This is a genomic window from Listeria sp. MAN/IMW/UF555 (assembly GCF_058684075.1).
This window is the reverse complement of sequence record NZ_JBZWZS010000002.1, coordinates 195,408-213,306: the sequence shown is the minus strand read 5'-3', so window position 1 is coordinate 213,306 and position 17,899 is coordinate 195,408. Positions and strand designations below refer to the sequence as shown.

Annotated in this window: 17 protein-coding genes; 4 read left to right on the top strand and 13 right to left on the bottom strand. The window is 39.2% G+C overall.

Annotation, left to right across the window (positions count from 1 at the left end; all coding sequences use genetic code 11):
* Positions 1 to 12: 12 nt before the first annotated feature.
* From budA to ilvD, 10 genes are all read right to left on the bottom strand, one after another.
* Entirely contained in the window at positions 13 to 732 is a 720-nt protein-coding gene (gene budA, locus AC4PG8_RS08195) for an acetolactate decarboxylase (protein WP_003769517.1), read from the bottom strand.
* A gap of 191 nt (positions 733 to 923) precedes the next feature.
* Positions 924 to 2,192: a threonine ammonia-lyase gene (gene ilvA / locus AC4PG8_RS08190; protein ID WP_153648831.1), complete on the bottom strand. Its 1,269-nt coding sequence runs from the start codon at positions 2,190 to 2,192 to the stop codon at positions 924 to 926.
* Between the two features lie 18 nt (positions 2,193 to 2,210).
* Positions 2,211 to 2,792 carry a 3-isopropylmalate dehydratase small subunit gene (leuD, locus tag AC4PG8_RS08185; RefSeq protein WP_010991749.1) on the bottom strand — a complete coding sequence of 194 codons (582 nt, stop codon included), beginning with the start codon at positions 2,790 to 2,792 and terminating at the stop codon, positions 2,211 to 2,213.
* Positions 2,779 to 4,167 carry a 3-isopropylmalate dehydratase large subunit gene (gene leuC, locus AC4PG8_RS08180; protein WP_033532885.1) on the bottom strand — a complete coding sequence of 463 codons (1,389 nt, stop codon included), beginning with the start codon at positions 4,165 to 4,167 and terminating at the stop codon, positions 2,779 to 2,781. The genes leuD and leuC overlap by 14 nt, the downstream gene beginning before the upstream one ends.
* Before the next feature lies 1 nt (position 4,168).
* Entirely contained in the window at positions 4,169 to 5,221 is a 1,053-nt protein-coding gene (leuB, locus tag AC4PG8_RS08175; RefSeq protein ID WP_185540739.1) for a 3-isopropylmalate dehydrogenase, read from the bottom strand.
* A gap of 1 nt (position 5,222) precedes the next feature.
* Positions 5,223 to 6,761, bottom strand: a complete 1,539-nt coding sequence (locus tag AC4PG8_RS08170) for a 2-isopropylmalate synthase (protein WP_010991746.1) — start codon at positions 6,759 to 6,761, stop codon at positions 5,223 to 5,225.
* A 157-nt stretch (positions 6,762 to 6,918) separates the two neighbouring features.
* A complete protein-coding gene (ilvC, locus tag AC4PG8_RS08165) occupies positions 6,919 to 7,914 on the bottom strand; it encodes a ketol-acid reductoisomerase (RefSeq protein WP_003727977.1) in 996 nt (331 codons plus the stop codon).
* A 97-nt stretch (positions 7,915 to 8,011) separates the two neighbouring features.
* Positions 8,012 to 8,503 carry an acetolactate synthase small subunit gene (ilvN, locus tag AC4PG8_RS08160; protein WP_492170243.1) on the bottom strand — a complete coding sequence of 164 codons (492 nt, stop codon included), beginning with the start codon at positions 8,501 to 8,503 and terminating at the stop codon, positions 8,012 to 8,014.
* The gene (gene ilvB, locus AC4PG8_RS08155; protein WP_033532888.1) at positions 8,504 to 10,225 is read right to left on the bottom strand and encodes a biosynthetic-type acetolactate synthase large subunit; all 1,722 of its coding nucleotides are present in this window, start codon (positions 10,223 to 10,225) and stop codon (positions 8,504 to 8,506) included.
* Between the two features lie 18 nt (positions 10,226 to 10,243).
* The gene (ilvD, locus tag AC4PG8_RS08150; RefSeq protein WP_003769508.1) at positions 10,244 to 11,938 is read right to left on the bottom strand and encodes a dihydroxy-acid dehydratase; all 1,695 of its coding nucleotides are present in this window, start codon (positions 11,936 to 11,938) and stop codon (positions 10,244 to 10,246) included.
* Positions 11,939 to 12,627: 689 nt separating this feature from the next.
* Between ilvD and AC4PG8_RS08145 the strand changes: the two genes are divergently transcribed.
* Both AC4PG8_RS08145 and AC4PG8_RS08140 read left to right on the top strand, forming a co-directional pair.
* Positions 12,628 to 13,155, top strand: coding sequence for a GNAT family N-acetyltransferase (locus tag AC4PG8_RS08145; RefSeq protein WP_185505171.1), 528 nt, complete (start codon positions 12,628 to 12,630; stop codon positions 13,153 to 13,155).
* Positions 13,128 to 13,613: a DUF6884 domain-containing protein gene (locus tag AC4PG8_RS08140; protein ID WP_003763185.1), complete on the top strand. Its 486-nt coding sequence runs from the start codon at positions 13,128 to 13,130 to the stop codon at positions 13,611 to 13,613. The genes AC4PG8_RS08145 and AC4PG8_RS08140 overlap by 28 nt, the downstream gene beginning before the upstream one ends.
* Here AC4PG8_RS08140 and AC4PG8_RS08135 read toward each other — a convergent pair.
* From AC4PG8_RS08135 to zwf, 3 genes are all read right to left on the bottom strand, one after another.
* Positions 13,596 to 13,733, bottom strand: a complete 138-nt coding sequence (locus AC4PG8_RS08135) for a hypothetical protein (protein ID WP_003763184.1) — start codon at positions 13,731 to 13,733, stop codon at positions 13,596 to 13,598. The two genes, AC4PG8_RS08140 and AC4PG8_RS08135, sit on opposite strands and share 18 nt — an antisense overlap.
* Before the next feature lie 33 nt (positions 13,734 to 13,766).
* Positions 13,767 to 14,198 (bottom strand): YueI family protein, encoded by a 432-nt coding sequence (locus AC4PG8_RS08130; protein ID WP_003767647.1) that lies wholly within the window; start codon positions 14,196 to 14,198, stop codon positions 13,767 to 13,769.
* A gap of 118 nt (positions 14,199 to 14,316) precedes the next feature.
* Positions 14,317 to 15,792, bottom strand: coding sequence for a glucose-6-phosphate dehydrogenase (gene zwf / locus AC4PG8_RS08125; protein WP_003728790.1), 1,476 nt, complete (start codon positions 15,790 to 15,792; stop codon positions 14,317 to 14,319).
* A gap of 300 nt (positions 15,793 to 16,092) precedes the next feature.
* On the opposite strand from zwf, the gene rnz reads away from it, so the two are divergent.
* Positions 16,093 to 17,013, top strand: a complete 921-nt coding sequence (rnz, locus tag AC4PG8_RS08120) for a ribonuclease Z (RefSeq protein ID WP_185484469.1) — start codon at positions 16,093 to 16,095, stop codon at positions 17,011 to 17,013.
* A 4-nt stretch (positions 17,014 to 17,017) separates the two neighbouring features.
* On the top strand, positions 17,018 to 17,809 hold the full coding sequence (locus AC4PG8_RS08115) for an SDR family NAD(P)-dependent oxidoreductase (protein ID WP_003769499.1): 792 nt from the start codon (positions 17,018 to 17,020) through the stop codon (positions 17,807 to 17,809).
* The last annotated feature ends 90 nt before the right edge of the window (positions 17,810 to 17,899 follow it).

Sequence of the window (17,899 nt, the reverse complement as noted above, 5' to 3'; positions counted from 1 at the left end):
GGAGTTCTTTTTTTAATTTTCCGCTGCTTCAATCTGTTCTAACATATCCGGTGTGCTTAAATCGCTTCTAAGAAATTCTGTTGTTTGTGGTAACTGAAGTTCGAATTCGGTTTGTTGTGCAACCTCAACAGTACCTTCAAGCATTTCGTAATCAAATACGTGACCACCGATTTTGCGCATATCATCAATAAAATGTACGTGATAGCCGGAAACCCCAATACCACTAATATAAGCAGGTGTCCAAAAACCAACAATTGTACCAGTAATATACTCAAAATGATACGTTGGCTGTTCCTTCACCGCTTCAATAAGTGGCGGATACGGTCTTTGTTGTTTCGGAACAACACGAGTGTCCACATAACGGAAATTCCCAGTCATTTTCACCGCGTAAAAAACGTTCGGTCCTTGCACTAATTCCGCGATTTTTTCTTCCACGGTTTGTTTAGAAGTAGGTTCTGAAACAGTAAAAGACGTATCGGCTTCAAAAAAAGTAGTGCTCGCATAAGGTGTTGTGTCTTCCGGTTTTACTTTATACGCTTGACCGTCCGAGCGTATTTGAAAAGCTTCCCCATCCAAAATAATCAGTTCGCCATCAAATTGGTCAAGCGTTCCTATGCCGAGGTCACCGTGTTGTAGTAATTCTTTAAAACTTGTCGTTCCGCTGAAAAGACCACCAACAAGTGCTGCCATTGTAGAATGCTGAAATAATCGATTTTTTCTTACTGTGTCCATCATTGCCACTCCTTGAATTGTTATATATAAAAAGTTGCTTTTAAATAATACAGTCTAATTTCTATATGTTCATTATACTACTTTATATCCTTAAACAAAAGATTTTAAACCGGTTTTCAAAATAAACTGTTACTATAACAGACAGATAAACTGTAATATAAATAGGCTCCCGCTTCATGCGAGAACCCATTTTAAACAAGTAATGTGTAAAGTGTTTGGTTATCATTAATCGGTATATAACTCGGATCAAAAGCAGCAACCCGCTCAAGCAAACCTTCATAATCATTCTTATCTTGTAAAAGTACACCGATGATAACAGGTCCATTGCCTCGATTTACTTTTTTCGTATATTCGAATTTAGTAATATCATCATGCGGTCCAAGAACATCATTTACAAATTCTTTTAGAGCACCAGGGCGTTGAGAGAAGTTGACGATGAAATAATGTTTTAATCCTTCATGAAGTAGGGAACGCTCTTCAATTTCTTGCATTCGATTAATATCGTTATTTCCGCCACTAACGATACAGACTACTGTTTTATCTTTGATTTCCTCACGATAAGTTTCGAGAGCAGCAACGGAAAGAGCACCAGCTGGTTCGGCGACAATCGCTTGCTTCGTATACATATCTAAAATCGTTGAACAAACTGCTCCTTCAGAAACGGTTGTCACTTCATCAACTAAGACTTTTGCATGCTGAAATGTTAAGCTTCCAACTTCTTTTACTGCAGCTCCGTCGACAAATTTATCGATTCTATCTAAAGTCACGACTTGATTTTGTTTTAATGCTTCTGTCATCGAAGGCGCGCCAGCTGGTTCTACACCGATAATTTTTGTGATTGGACTTTTCGCTTTTAGATAAGATGCCACACCGCTAATTAAGCCGCCGCCACCAATACCTGCAAAAACATAATCCGCTTGCTCATGTGCTTTATTTAAATCTTTTACCATTTCAACCGCGAGCGATCCTTGGCCTGCGATAATATCTGGATCATCAAACGGCGGGATAAATGTCTGGCCATGTTCTGCTGCGAATTCTTTTGCGGCAGTAGCAGATGCATCAAACGTGTCACCAACTAAAACAACCTCCACATTACTTCCACCGAAAAATTTCACTTGCGATACTTTTTGTTGAGGGGTCGTAGTTGGCATGAAAATCGTTGCCGGAACCGTCATACGTTTACAAGTATAGGCGACTCCTTGAGCATGATTTCCAGCGCTTGCACAGGCAACTCCTTTTTCTAACTGTTCTGCTGACAGTCGAGAAATGGCATAAAAAGCACCACGTAATTTAAAAGAACGCACCCGCTGTAAATCTTCACGTTTCAAATATACATTGCAATGATATTTTTCTGATAGGTAAAAATCGTATTCAAGCGGGGTATGCTTGACAACTGGTTTTAATACATCATAGGCTTTTTCGACATCTTCTTCTGTCACTAATAAATCAACTAACTCCATCATCCTCACTACCTTTTCTTATATGGAATCCACTTTTTGTTCATAGGCTTTAATCGCGTCAATATGTTCAAAAGTAATCGCAATATCATCCAGCCCATTAATAAATTTATTTTTCCATGTAGCATCAATCTCAAATGGGTAGGTACCAACTGAACTAATGACTTGTTGTTTTGGCAAGTCAATCGTCACTTTTTCCTCGGCAGTGATTTTCGCTAATTTTTCACGGGCTTCTCTAGGAAGAACAATAGGAAGAACGCCATTTTTCGTACAATTCATATAAAAAATATCACTATAACTTCCAGCGATAATCACTCGGAAACGGTAATCAAGTAGCGCCCATGCGGCATGTTCACGAGAAGAGCCGCAACCAAAATTATCTCCTGTAATTAATATCGTTGCTTCTTGACGGTCAGGAGCATTGAGCGGAAAATCCGGGTTTGGTTTCCGATTCGGAAGGTAGCGCCAACTATCAAATAGAAATTCGCCAAAACCAGTCCGTTCAATTCGCTTTAGGAAACTTTTTGGAATAATTTGATCGGTATCAATATTATCATTCATTAGTGCAACTGTTTTACCAATGTGTACTTTAATTGCCTCCACTAATAACCGCCTCCTTTCGAATATCGATAAAGTGTCCGTTAATTGCCGCCGCTGCAGCCATTGCTGGTGAAACGAGATGGGTACGTGCTCCTTTACCTTGGCGCCCTTCAAAATTACGATTCGAAGTAGAAGCGCAGTGGACCCCGTCTGGAACTTGGTCGGGATTCATTCCGAGACACATCGAACAACCAGGTTCACGCCATTCAAAACCGGCATCTTTAAATATCTTATCAAGGCCGATTGCTTCTGCTGCATTACGAACTTGGCGAGAACCAGGAACGACTAGTGCCCGAATATTATTTTTTACTTTATTTCCTTTAACGATACGAGCTGCTTCTTCTAAATCAGACAGCCGAGCATTCGTACAAGAACCGATAAACACATAACCAAGTTCAATTTGCTCTGCTGTTTGACCGGGTTTTAGCCCCATATATTCGTAAGCACGCTCATAGTTCATATCTTTAATTTCCGGAAATGCTTTTGAAAAAGGGACACCCATCTCTGGATTTGTTCCCCAAGTGACGTATGGTTCTAAAATGCTAGCATCCATTTCGATATGAAGGTCATATTCCGCATCAGGATCAGTTTTAAGCGTTTCCCAATCACGAATGGCTTTTTCCATGTCAGAAGGAGCATATTCACGACCACGAACATATTCAAAAGTAGTTTGGTCTGGCGCCATCATGCCCATTTTTGCGCCACCTTCAATAGCCATATTACAAATCGTCATACGTTCTTCCATCGACATATTGCGAATCGTTTCGCCGTAATATTCAACCGCATAACCTGTTCCAAAAGCGACGCCATATGTGGCAATTAAATGCAAAATTATATCTTTTGCATAAACGCCTTTGGGAAGTTTTCCATTAATTTCAATACCCATAGATTTTGGTTTTTGTTGCCAAATAGTTTGGGTCGCAAAAACATGCTCTACTTCACTGGAACCAATCCCAAAGCCAATCGCGCCAAAAGCACCATGTGTCGCAGTATGCGAATCACCACATACAATCACTTTTCCAGGCTGAGTAAGACCAGTTTCAGGTCCAACCATATGCACGATTCCTTGGCGATCGCTACCCATATCAGCTAATGTTACCCCGAATTCTTCGCAGTTAGTTTGTAGTGCTTCAATTTGTTTTTTAGCAACTAAATCTTGAATGTTGAAAATGTCTTCAGTAGGAACATTATGATCCATTGTAGCAAATGTTTTATCTGGTCTCCGTAGTGGTCGATTTTCCATTCTAAGTCCTTCAAACGCTTGAGGAGAAGTAACTTCATGAATCAAATGAAGGTCAACATATAATAATTGCGGTTCACCTTCTTTACCATAAATGACATGGCGGTTCCAAAGTTTATCAAAAAGTGTTTTCCCCATTTTATTCTCCTCCTTCAATTTGTTTTAGAACTTCATTTGTAAAATCGGTTGTGGAAGTATTACCTCCAAGATCAGCAGTTAAAAATCCAGCTTGCATCGTTCTTGCTGTAGCCGCATCAATCGCATCTGCCTCTTTAAAAAGTGAAAAAGATTGACGGAGCATCATTGAAACAGAAGAAATCATCGACATTGGATTGGCAATATTTTGATTAGCAATGTCTGGTGCAGATCCGTGAATTGGTTCGTATAAAGAAGGTCCATTTTGAGCATGACTAGCAGAAGGGAGCATCCCAAGTGAGCCAGTAATAACAGACGCTTCATCACTTAAAATATCACCGAATAAATTTTCGGTTACGATAACATCGAATGTCGTTGGACGCTGAATCATTAGCATGGCAGCCGCATCAACATACAGATGCTCTAGTGTAATATCTGGATGGCGACTTGCCACTTCTTCCGCAATTTTGCGCCATAACTTACTTGAGGCGAGCACATTTGCTTTATCAACAGAAGTTACTTTTTTATTTCTTGTCGATGCAATTTCGAATGCTTTTTCAATAATTCGTTCGATTTCCACGCGAGTATAGGTTAAAGAATCAACAGCAGCTACATCATCCCAATGTTTTGGTTCCCCAAAGTAAAGTCCACCAGTTAACTCACGAACAACAACAAAATCAGTATTTTCAACAATTTCCTTTTTTAAAGGAGAAAGATGTGTTATCGAACTAGGGACTTGAATAGGGCGGATGTTAGCGAAAAGACCAAGCGCTTTTCTAAGTGCAAGTAAGCCGTCTTCAGGCCGTTTAGGCGCATTATCCCACTTAGGACCACCGATTGCCCCAAGTAAAATTGCGTCGGCATCTTGGCATGCTTTTAAAGTTTCAGGCGGGATTGGATCGCCAGCTGCATCAATTCCGGCTCCTCCAAAAGGGTGTGATTCAATTTCAAACGTATGATTGTATTTGGCAGCGATAGCTTCTAGTATTTTGATTCCGGAAGCCATAATTTCCGGACCAATTCCGTCGCCAGCTAAGGAAGTAATTTTATATGCCACGTTACTTTACCTCCTCGAAATCAGCTTGCTTACTTGTAGATTTGCTTTTTCCAGATGCTTGCAAATAAGCTTTAGCACTAGCTGTTAAAACATCAAAATCGATACCGATACCATGGAATTCAGTGCCATTATCATCTTTAATGACGACATGGACTTCTGCTTGGGCATCTTGGCCTGCTGTAATCGCTTGAATACGATAATCGGTTAATTCAATATCTTGTTTCATTAGTCGGTTAATAGTATTATAAATGGCTTCAATGCTTCCTGAGCCAGTTGCTGCATCTTCTATTAACGCGCCATCACGTTCTTCAATCCGCACGATGGCACCTTGGACACCGCCAGTAACGTACTGTACTTGTAAATGTTTTAATTCGAAAGCATCATGAGATTCAGAAGATTGACCAAGAATTAGCGCATGCAAGTCTTCTTCGGTCACGTCTTTTTTTGCATCTGCAAGCTGTTTGAAACGTTTAAAAGCATCTTTTTGTTCTTGTTCACTCAGCGTATAACCCATTTCTTCCATTCGTGTATTGAAGGCATGTTTTCCAGAAAGTTTGCCAAGAGGGAGGGAATTTTTATCAACACCAACAAGAGCAGGGGTGATGATTTCATACGTATCTGGATTTTTTAGAACGCCATCTTGATGAATACCGGATTCATGTGCGTATGCATTTCCACCTATTACGGCTTTATTACGAGGAACTGGCATACCAGACAAACGACTAATTAGATCACTTGAGTTTTTAAATTGATTCAAGACAATATTTGTTTCTGCTTGATAAAAATCTTTGCGGATGTGAAGTGCGACGGCAACTTCTTCTAGCGCCGTATTTCCAGCACGTTCACCGATGCCGTTAATTGTACCTTCAACGCGTCTCGCACCGTTTTCAATTGCAGCGAGTGCGTTAGCCGTAGCCATTCCAAGGTCATCATGACAGTGGGATGCGAAAATAATATCATCAAACTGTTTTATTTCCCGGCGCAAATCTTGAAACAATTGTCCGAATTCAGTTGGATTAGTGTATCCGACTGTATCTGGAATGTTAATAACGGTAGCTCCAGCATCAATCGCGGTTTGAACTGCTTCAATAAGAAAAGCACGATCTGAGCGCGTTGCATCTTCTGGTGAAAACTGTACAACGTCAAATTTTTGTCTAGCATAACTAATGTGGTGTTTAATGGAAGCAAGAACTTCCGCCCGACTCATTTTTAATTTGTATTCCATATGCACATCGCTCGTTGCTAAGAAGATATGTATTTGCGGGGAAACTGCGTCTTTAAGCGCTTCTTCCGCGCGGTCAATATCCGCTTCAACACAGCGTGCTAGCCCTGTTACAGAACAATGTTTAATCGCTTTTGCAATTGCCTTGACGCATTCAAAATCTCCAGGAGAAGAAATCGGAAAGCCGGCTTCAATCACATCAATTCCAAGTTTTTCGAGTTGTAAGGCAATCTGGATTTTCTCCTTTACGTCAAAATTAACTCCAGGGGTTTGTTCGCCATCTCTAAGTGTAGTATCAAAAAACTGGATTTTCTTCATTCGATTTCACCTCTTGTTTTATATTAGATAGGGAAGCGTGGATTTTTCCTGCTTTCAGTATCAGTTTAGGGAAGAAACACGTTCTTGCTTAAACTCATATTGAAAAAGGATAAACGGTTGCTAGGCGAGAAACTCGCCTAGCAATCCGCGGTAAGTATTAATGTTGTGGTTTTACAAATGGCATCATTTCGCGAAGTTCTGCACCAACTTTTTCGATTTGATGACCTTGTTGTTCTTTGCGCATTCTATGGAATTCTTTAAAACCATTTTTATTGTCGTCAATGAATGATTTAGCAAAGTTACCATTTTGAATGTCGGTAAGTACTTCTTTCATGGCTTTTTTCGTATCAGCTGTAACAACACGAGGGCCAGAAACATAGTCGCCGTATTCTGCTGTATTAGAGATCGAGTGGCGCATTTTTTCCATACCGCCTTCATACATCAAATCAACAATTAGCTTCATTTCGTGTAGTACTTCAAAATAAGCAAGTTCCGGTTGGTAGCCAGCCTCAACTAGTGTTTCAAATCCAGCTTGGATAAGATGAGTAGCGCCTCCACATAGAACTGCTTGTTCACCAAATAGATCCGTTTCTGTTTCTTCTTTGAAAGTAGTTTCAATAACGCCAGCACGAGTTGCACCGATGCCTTTTGCGTAAGATAGAGCTGTATCACGTGCATTTCCAGTTGCATCTTGGTAAATAGCGAATAGGGAAGGGACAGCGCCACCTTCAACAAAAGTACGGCGAACCAAGTGACCAGGACCTTTTGGAGCTACTAGGAAAACATCCACATCGCTTGGAGGATTAATTACGTCAAAATGAATATTAAAACCATGAGCGAAAACAAGTGCATTGCCAGCTTTTAGGTTAGGCTTGATTTCATTTTCATACGTTTCACCTTGTGTTTCATCTGGCAAAAGAATCATAATAACGTCTGCTTTTTCAGCCGCTTCACTAACAGAATAAACATCAAAGCCATCATTTCTCGCAGATTCGGCAGATTTACCTTCGCGAATTCCGATAATAACGTTATTGCCATTGTCACGTAGGTTTTGAGAATGCGCATGGCCTTGTGAACCGTACCCGATTACTGCTACTGTTTTACCTTCTAGTGCGTTATTTTTTACTGCATCTTCATAATAAACTTTTGTCATTTTTCCTAACCTCCAACTAGTTTCTTTTTATATTTCAGAAGAGCGAGATGCTATTCTGATGCTAGCAAAGCAACGAATTGCTCTGTAGTTAATGATTTCAGCCCATTTTTTTAGGACTTCTTGTAAAGCCAGTTACACCTGTTCTAGCCATTTGTTTAATGCCGTATGGTCGAACTGTATCAACGAAAGCATCAATTTTTTCACTTGTTCCAGTTACTTGAATGACGACATTTTTAGTACCGACATCAATGACGGTGGCGCGAAATGGTTCGATTACTGCGTTTAGCTCAGAACGTAAAGCAGCAGGGGAGTTGATTTTAAGTAAAGCGAGTTCTCGTTCTATGTGCGCGTCATCAGTAATATCACTTACTTTAAGCACATCGATTTGTTTGTTAAGCTGTTTGGTTACTTGTTCAATTTCGTATAGTGAGTCGACATGGACGACGATGGTAATCCGAGAAACATTCGGGGTTTCGGTCCAGCCAACAGAGATGCTATCGATATTATATTGGCGTCTGGAGATAACCCCAGTAATACGATTTAGTACGCCAGATGAGTTATTCACTGTAGCAGTAATGATTCGGCGCATTTATTCCACTCCTTCCATTTGGTGATTTGGTTTACCGCTTGGAACCATTGGAAGTACTAGTTCATCTTTTGCAACATGAACGTCAATGACAATTGGGCCAGGGTGCGCGAACGCTTTTCTTAAATCTTTTTCAAGCGTTTCAGGATTTGTCAAACGAACGCCTTTAACCCCATATGCTTCAGACAGTTTCACAAAATCAGGTTGACTCGTGAAAATCGAATGGGAATATCTTTCACCGTGGAATTTTTCTTGCCACTGACGAACCATTCCAAGAGACCCGTTATTGATAATGACTGTTTTTACATTAATCTGATAATCGTTTAAAATTGCTAGTTCTTGGTTAGTCATTTGGAAACCACCATCACCAACAACCGCGACTACTGTTTTGTCAGGGAAAGCAAGTTGTGCACCGACAGCTGCTGGAAAGCCAAAGCCCATCGTGCCAAGACCACCACTTGTAATAATTTGGTGATCAAATTGGAACGGATAGAACTGAGCTGTCCACATTTGATGCTGTCCAACATCGGTAGAAACAAGCGCCTCACCTTGCGTAATTTCACCAATGAGTTCAATTACACGCTGTGGTTTAATTTCCGCTTTTTTCGTTCTATCAAAATTAAATGGATGACGGTTTTTACGAGTCATATTTAATTTGTACCAATGAGATGTATCTGGATGAACCGGAAGTTCCATTTGTAGTAGTTGTGTGAGTGTTTCATTGATGTCGGCAACAATTGGAATTTGGGTTTCGATAATTTTGCCGATTTCAGCGGGATCAATGTCGATATGAGCAATGGTTGCTTTCGTAGCAAAATCTTTTGGCGCGCTAGCAAGGCGATCATCAAATCTTGAACCAAAGTTAATGAGTAAATCGCAGTCAGTTAACGCCATATTTGCTGCGTAAGAACCGTGCATTCCTCCCATACCAAGAAATAAATCATGGTTTTGCGGGAAACTGCCTAGACCGAGCAGTGTATTAACAACAGGAATTTGATAACGTTCAGCAAATTCGAGTAATTCAGCCGTAGCTCTAGCATGGTTCACACCAGCTCCTGCAAGAATAAGAGGCTTACTCCGAGCAGAAAGAGCTTGCATTAATTTTTCGAGTTGCAGTGGATTAGGTGAATAAGTCGGTTGATAACCTGGCAAGTCAATCGTATCAGGACGAACCGTGTCCGTTTGAGTAATACCCATATCTTTTGGAATATCAACAACAACAGGACCTTTACGACCAGTATTTGCGATATGAAAAGCTTCGTTGACAATTTTTGGTAAGTCACGAACATCACGAACTTGGTAGTTGTATTTAGTAATTGGGATGGTGAGTCCAATCATATCTGCTTCTTGGAAAGCGTCTTTTCCGATACCAGGCGTATGAACTTGGCCTGTAAAAATAACTAAAGGAATAGAATCACTCATCGCATCTGCAATACCAGTTAATACATTTGTTGCCCCAGGTCCACTCGTTACAACAACGACACCAGGTTTACCGGTTACGCGGGCATAACCTTCAGCAGCATGAATCGCTCCTTGTTCATGCCTCGTTAAAATATGCGGAATATCACAGTCATAAAAGGCATCATAAAGAGGTAAAACAGCGCCACCTGGATACCCAAAAATCATTTCGACTTGTTGTTTTTTCAAGGAGTCAATTAAAAGTTCAGCTCCACTTTTATTTAGCTTTTTTGTCGCTTTTTCATTTGTCTTCGTCGTATCAATCACGCTTATCACCTCATTTTTTTAGTCGATTAAATCTTCTGGAATTTGCAAAATACCACCAGTGTGAGCACTTGTTACGAGTGCAGTATATCTTGCAAGATAACCAGTTTTTACTTTGGCTTTAAATTTCGGTAATTCTTTTCTTCTTTCTTCTAAAACTTCATCTGGAACATCTACATTTAACGTCCGATTTGGTAAATCAATTGTGATAATATCTCCGTCGTGAACAAGTGCGATTGGACCGCCAGCAGCAGCTTCAGGAGAAATGTGACCTACTGCAATCCCGCGTGTTGCTCCGGAGAAACGGCCATCTGTAATGAGTGCGACGTCTTTACCTAAACCGCGGCCAACAATACTAGATGTTGGAGCTAGCATTTCTGGCATTCCTGGTCCGCCTTTTGGACCTTCATAGCGAATAACTACTACATGACCTTCGCGAACCGTATGATTATCAATGGCTTCAACCGCCTCATCATGAGAGCTAAAGCAAATAGCTTCTCCTTTGAAAACTTGTACAGAAGGATCTACACCACCAACTTTAATAGTGGCTCCTTTTGGTGCGATATTTCCAAATAACATCGAAAGTCCACCAACCGGGCTATAAGGATTTTCTTTTGGATGGATAACGTCTGTATTGTTAATTTTTGCATCAGCAACATTTTCTCTAATTGTCTTTCCAGTAACCGTTATGCGGTCTGGATGAATAGCGCCGCCAAGATCAACAAGTTCTTTAATAATGGCAGAAACGCCACCAGCTTCATGAACATCATGCATCGAGTAAGAAGAAGAAGGGGCGATTTTGGAAAGATAAGGGACGCGTTTAGCGATGTCATTGATACGTTCTAAATCGTAATCTTCAATCCCAGCTTCATTTGCAAGGGCGAGTGTATGTAAAACAGTATTTGTAGAGCCACCCATTGCCATGTCTAGAGCAAATGCGTCATCTATCGCATCTTTAGTAATAATGTCACGAGGACGAATATCTTTTTTCACTAAATCCATTAAATGGAATGCTGACTCTCTAATAAGTTCTCGGCGTGCATCAGAAACAGCAAGCGTTGTACCATTTCCTGGAACAGCCATACCGAGGATTTCCATTAAACAGTTCATTGAGTTTGCAGTGAACATTCCTGCACACGAGCCGCAAGTCGGGCACGCGTTTGCTTCCATATCAAGGAAATCTTCTTGTGACATACTGCCTTCTTTAAAAGCACCAACCGCTTCAAAAACGGAAGAAAGAGTAAGGGCTTTTCCGTGAGCAGATAATCCAGCTTTCATAGGACCACCAGAACAGAAGATAGCAGGTACATTTGTACGGACAGAAGCAAGTAGCATACCGGGTGTGATTTTGTCACAGTTTGGAATGTAGAAAACACCATCGAACCAGTGTGCATTAATGACAGTTTCAGCCGCATCAGCAATAACTTCACGAGAAGGGAGGGAGTAACGCATACCGATATGCCCCATAGCAATGCCGTCATCTACACCAATCGTATTAAATTCAAATGGGATACCGCCAGCTTCTCTAATAGCTTCTTTAGCCACATCCGCAAGTTCTCGCAAATGAACGTGACCTGGCACAATATCAATGTAAGAGTTACAAATAGCGATAAATGGTTTATCCATATCACCTGGACTTTTGATTTGACCTGTGGCATGCAGCAAACTTCTTGCTGGTGCCTGTTCAACACCTTTTTTAATTTTGTCACTACGCATATGACTTTACCCCATTTCTAATTAAGAATTATTTGCCGACGCTGAATTTTTAGAATTTGCAAAATAGCGTGGCATTAATATATATGAATAAGTAGTTGCTTGCTTGATAGTTACTTTTCTATGCTTAAACCTCGAAATCTAGCTAAAGAAAAAGCACCCCAATGATGAAAACAATGGGATGCTTTGCCAGAATCCCATTTAACGTAAACAGGACTCAAACTACTGTAAATTTCTACAGTGCTCAAAGTCCTTTTAGAGTAATAAAATTGTAATGACTGATTTGGTCGTTTTCATAAGTCATTATCCCCTTCGTTAAATGGTTTTAGATTTCCGATTAGTCGCACATTTTTGAAAAAAATTAATATCAAGAAATGTTATGTTATTATTTAATATATATGGTTGCCATGCGATTGTCAATTGTTATTTTGAAAGTTTTCCGTCAGTTTGCACAATTCAAGCAACTTACTCTTTTATACTAAATTAGTACCTGGTCTTATATTTGACTTATAACTTAAATGGAAGCGCATTCAAAAATGAAAGGTCAAGTATATAGTCAGAATAGTTTTATTTTTATAGTTTTACTCGAATTAATTAATATTTTGGATAAAAAATCACACATTAGTTGCGTTTTTATAGCAAATTCTGCTAAATTGAAAGTAATAAATTAGTAGGAAAGTCAGGTTTTTGCTGTGGATAATTTGGAAACAGATCGATTAATTTTAATAAACTACACATTAGAAATGATTCAAGCAACGATAAATGGGACAGAAGCTTTAGAAAAAACAAGCGGCTACCACGTGTCGCCTGACTGGCCCGGAATTGATTTCTTTTTTTATTTGCCATATGTATTAGAAAATGTAAAAAAAGACGATAAAATGATTAAATGGACACGTTTAGTCGTTTTAAAAACAGAAAATAAAATTATCGGTGAAATTGGCGGACAAGGAAACCCAGATAAAACAGGAGAAATCGAAATTGGCTATAGTATTGTTCCAGATTATCAAAATAAAGGATATATGTCAGAAGCGCTCATTAGTATGATTGATTGGCTAGAAAACCAACCCGTCATTAACCGCATATTTGCTAGATGTTATGAGCAAAACGAAGCTTCTATCCAAGTACTAAAGCATAATCATTTTGTACATATTAAAGAAAAAGATACTGAAGAGAAACAAGGAAGAGTGATGATGTGGGAATATCCAATAAAACAAACCTGATTATTATCGCCTCAGGAAAACCGAAAATTTGGGATAAGTTTCCAGATGTTGGTCCAGTTAAGGCAAGTGAAGTGTATACCGGAACGTTTCATCGTTTAAGTAAAGCTTATGCGGAACAGTTTGCGGATAATTATTTGATTTTATCCCCAAAATATGGATTTTTAAAACCAGATGATATTGTTGCAAAAAACTATGATGTCCGTTTTACGATGAAAGGGGTAGGGGAAGACACAATTCAGCTTGATGAACTGAAAGAACAGTGGAAGCAACTACAAATAAACCCTTCTGAACCAATCCCGATGTTAGGCGGCAAAAAATTCAGAGGGTTACTAATGAGTATTACTGACGGTAAACAGCCATTCAGTTTTCCACTTGAAGGTGCGACTGGAATTGGTATTATGCAACAGGAGTTAAAGCAAGCTGTCGCGACGAATGTTCCACTAAATTGTGCTAAGTAGAAGAAGGGCGGCAGTTATTAGTAAAAACATAACTCCCATATTGACGTTTTTCCGAATGAAGAAATATATGGTTTGTAGTGCCATTAAAATAGCGAGTGATACAGTAATAAGGTGTAGCATAGATCGACCTCCTATATGTTTACACGGAAAAACTTAATTAAATAGTTTACGAACCTTCTCGAGTAACGAGGTAGGTTCTTCTTCGGCGTTTTCTTGTTCTTCCTTATACAAATGAATATCTTCTTTATTGACCGCTTTTTGACAGGCAAGGACGAGATAAATATCTGTTTCACCTTCTAAACGACTGACGATAGAAAATTCATGTTTACATTTTTCCGCTAGCTTAATGTAAGGGCGCAGAGAATTATAGTGCAGTAATCCATTTAACAAAAGCTTCGAGTCACTGTTTTCTAGTATTGCTTTTTCTAGTTCTGGAAGATATTCTTGGGTTAAAACTTCTTCTTTTGTGAGCGCAACTAATACTCGTTCGCGGTAAGTTCCTAAGTATTTCTTCTTCTCAGCGGGATTAATTTCTTTTGCCCCATACATGCCTTTTTCTAGGTAGTCATCAATATTTTCAGCCATTATATGAGCTCCTTTAACTAGTTAGTTTTCCTCTCTATTCTAACATGCATAGGGGTTTTTGCAAGTAAACAAAGAAAACCAGAAACAGGCTAAAATAGCCATATTTCTGGTTTTTTGATTAATCGATTGGGAACCACTGGAATCCGTCGCGTTGAATGAGGTCATCTGCTTCTTTTGGCCCCATCGAACCGGATTTGTAGTTCGGAAAATGATCTTTCGTATTTGTCCAAACGTCTGCTACATGGTCGATAAAGTTCCATGATAGCGATACTTCATCCCAGTGAGAGAAGTAAGTCGCATCACCGCGAAGACAATCTAGAATTAGTTTTTCGTATGCTTCTGGCGTATTCATGCCATCTGGAGAGGAATGAATATAATTTAAGTTAACTGGCATCGTAACCATACCTTGACCAGGTTCTTTTACGTTCAAATGAAGTGTAATACCTTCGTCTGGTTGGATATGAATAACAAGCACATTACCACCAAGCGATTGTTGTTGACCAAATAAATTCAGTGGGACATCTTTAAACTGAATCGCAATTTGCGTTGTTTTCTTCGCAAGACGTTTACCAGTACGAATGTAAAATGGTACGCCTGCCCAGCGGAAATTATCGATTTCAAGCTTGGCTGCAACAAATGTTTCTGTATTGGAATGAGGATCCACATTATCTTCTTGACGATAACCTTTTAACTCTTTACCATCGACTTCACCGGGACCATATTGACCACGGATAAAGCTTTGATGCACTTCTTTTCCTTCAAAAACGCGTAAAGAACGAAGCGCGCGAACTTTTTCATGACGAATCTCGCGAGTAGATAAGTTAATCGGTGGCTCCATTGCAAGTAAAGAAACGATTTGTAAGATATGATTTTGAACCATGTCTCGAAGTGCGCCACTTTCATCGTAATAGCGTCCACGATCTTCGACTCCAAGTACCTCTGTCAAAGTAACTTGAATATTATCGATGTAACGATTATTCCAAAGCGATTCAATGATAGAATTTGCAAAACGAATAACCGAGATATTTTGGATCATTTCTTTTCCTAAATAATGGTCAATACGATAAATTTCATCTTCCTTGAAAGCTTGACGAAGCGAATTATTTAATTCTTCCGCACTAGCTAAATCATGACCAAATGGTTTTTCGATAATTAAACGATGGAAACCGTCTGTGTCTACAAAACCTTCAGATTTAATGCGGCTAGCAATCGTTCCAAAGAAGTTCGGTGCCATTGCAAGATAGAAAAGGCGATTACCACCTAATTCATATTTAGCGTCTAATTCATCAGACAAATCTTTTAAAGTTACATAAGATTCTTTATTTGTTACATCATGGGATTGATAGTAGAAATGAGAAGCAAATGCATCCGCGTCTTTTTCGGAACCGTCAATGTCTTTGATAGACTCTTTTACTTTATCACGGAAGAAATCGTTACTCCATTCACGACGAGCCGTTCCAATTACAGCAAAATTGTCGCCAAGAGATCCCTTACTGTACAAATGATATAGCGAAGGGTAAAGTTTGCGATTTGCCAAATCTCCCGTACCGCCAAAAATAGTAATCAGTGCTTTTTGTTCTAACTCATCTGTCATACGTCATTTACCCTCTTTCTTATTCTCTTAATGGCAAAAAATTAACTGCTAAGAAAAAGATTTCTTAGTTTGAAAAGAACCCCACAAAAAAAGGCCTTATTAAATGAGCTATTAATTTTCCTCATTAGTCCATACTATTTTATCCATAAAGAAGCATTTGTGCAACTGTTTGGTTCGAATATTTTTTTAATTTGACAGTTATTTCTGAATTATAAGGGTTTTTAGCATGAAAATGTTTATTTCCTGTTCGATTAAGAATGTGATAAAATAAGACACGAACTGGGAAGGGAATGGAACAAAATGGAACTTGTTTTTTTAGGAACTGGAGCAGGCGTACCGTCGCGAGGCCGTAATGTCACATCCATCGCACTTTCAATGTTAAATGAACGAAACGCAATTTGGCTTTTTGATTGCGGGGAAGCAACCCAACATCAAGTTTTGCGAAGCCATATCAAACTTAGCAAGCTAGAAAAAATATTTATTACTCACATGCACGGAGACCATATTTTTGGACTGCCAGGCTTATTAAGTAGCCGTTCTTTTCAAGGGGGAGACTCCGATTTGACTATTTATGGCCCAGCTGGAATAGCTGAATATGTCGAAACTTCCTTAAGACTCAGTGGAACAAGGCTTACATATAAAATCAATTTTGAAGAAATAGAGCCAGGTGTGATTTTTGAAGATGAGATGTTTCTAGTTACAGCTGACGATCTTGACCACGGCGTACGCAGTTTTGGTTACCGCATTGTTGAAAAAGATAAACAGGGCGCACTTAATGCTGAAAAACTAAAGGCGGACGGCGTCGAAGCGGGACCAGTTTTTCAAAAGCTAAAAAACGGCGAAATCGTAACATTAGCTGATGGGCGCGTAATCGATGGTAAAAATTATATCGGTGAGCCACAAAAAGGGAAGATTATTAGTATTTTTGGTGATACAAAAGAAACTATTAGCGAACTAGAATTGGCAATGAACGCCGATATTTTGGTTCATGAAGCAACATTTGAAGGTGATAAAGCAAAAATGGCAGGAGAATATATGCATTCGACAACGCTTCAAGCGGCAACCCTTGCTAAAGCTGCCAATGTCAAAAAATTAATTTTAACCCATATCAGCTCAAGATATGATCGAGATGCAAGTAAAGAGTTATTAATAGAAGCAAAAACTGTTTTTGAAAATACTGAAATAGCTTATGACTTAGCTGTTTTTCAAGTAGGAGAGTGACAAAATGAACCCTTTTTTGAAGAATAAAACGGTATTAATTACCGGGGCTTCTAACGGTCTTGGCGCTGAAATTGCAAGACAAGTTGCTGCGTCCGGTGGCAATGTTATTATAACAGCCAGAAGTACGGAAAAATTACTAGAGTTACAAAAAGATATACATGATAATTTTTCAGTAGAAGCGACTTATTTTACTTTAGATATGACGGATTTCGAGCAAGTGAAACAAGTCAGCGCAGAGATAAATGCTTCGTATCAAATCGACGTATTAGTCAACTGTGCAGGTTTTGGTTTATTTGAAAACGCGGTAGATATTCCATTTGAGACAATTGAAAAAATGTTTGATACGAATGTACTGGGCTTAATTCAACTCACACAACTGATTTTACCGCAAATGCAAGCACGCAAAGCAGGACATATTATTAATATTGCTTCCCAAGCTGCTAAAATAGCTACACCAAAATCAACTGTTTACTCAGCAACGAAATATGCGGTTTTAGGTTTTTCTAATGCACTTCGTTTAGAACTAATGCCAGACAAAATCCATGTTACAACAATCAATCCTGGCCCAATTGCCACAAACTTTTTCGATGTAGCGGATAAATCAGGAAACTATTTAGAAACAGTTGGCAAATTAGTGTTACAGCCAGAAAAGGTTGCACGTAAAACAGTGCAAATTATGGGAACTAAGCGCCGCGAAATCAATTTACCTTTTGTAATGAATATTGCGACACGACTTTATCAAGTAATGCCACAAGTTATCGAATTCTTCGGTAAAGGGGCATTTTTAAAGAAATAAATCAGAAGAAAATACCTTATGAAAATAGGGTATTTTTTTTCTTGTAATTAATGAGTTTAACCTTTATAATTGAATAAGAACGCTTGTTCG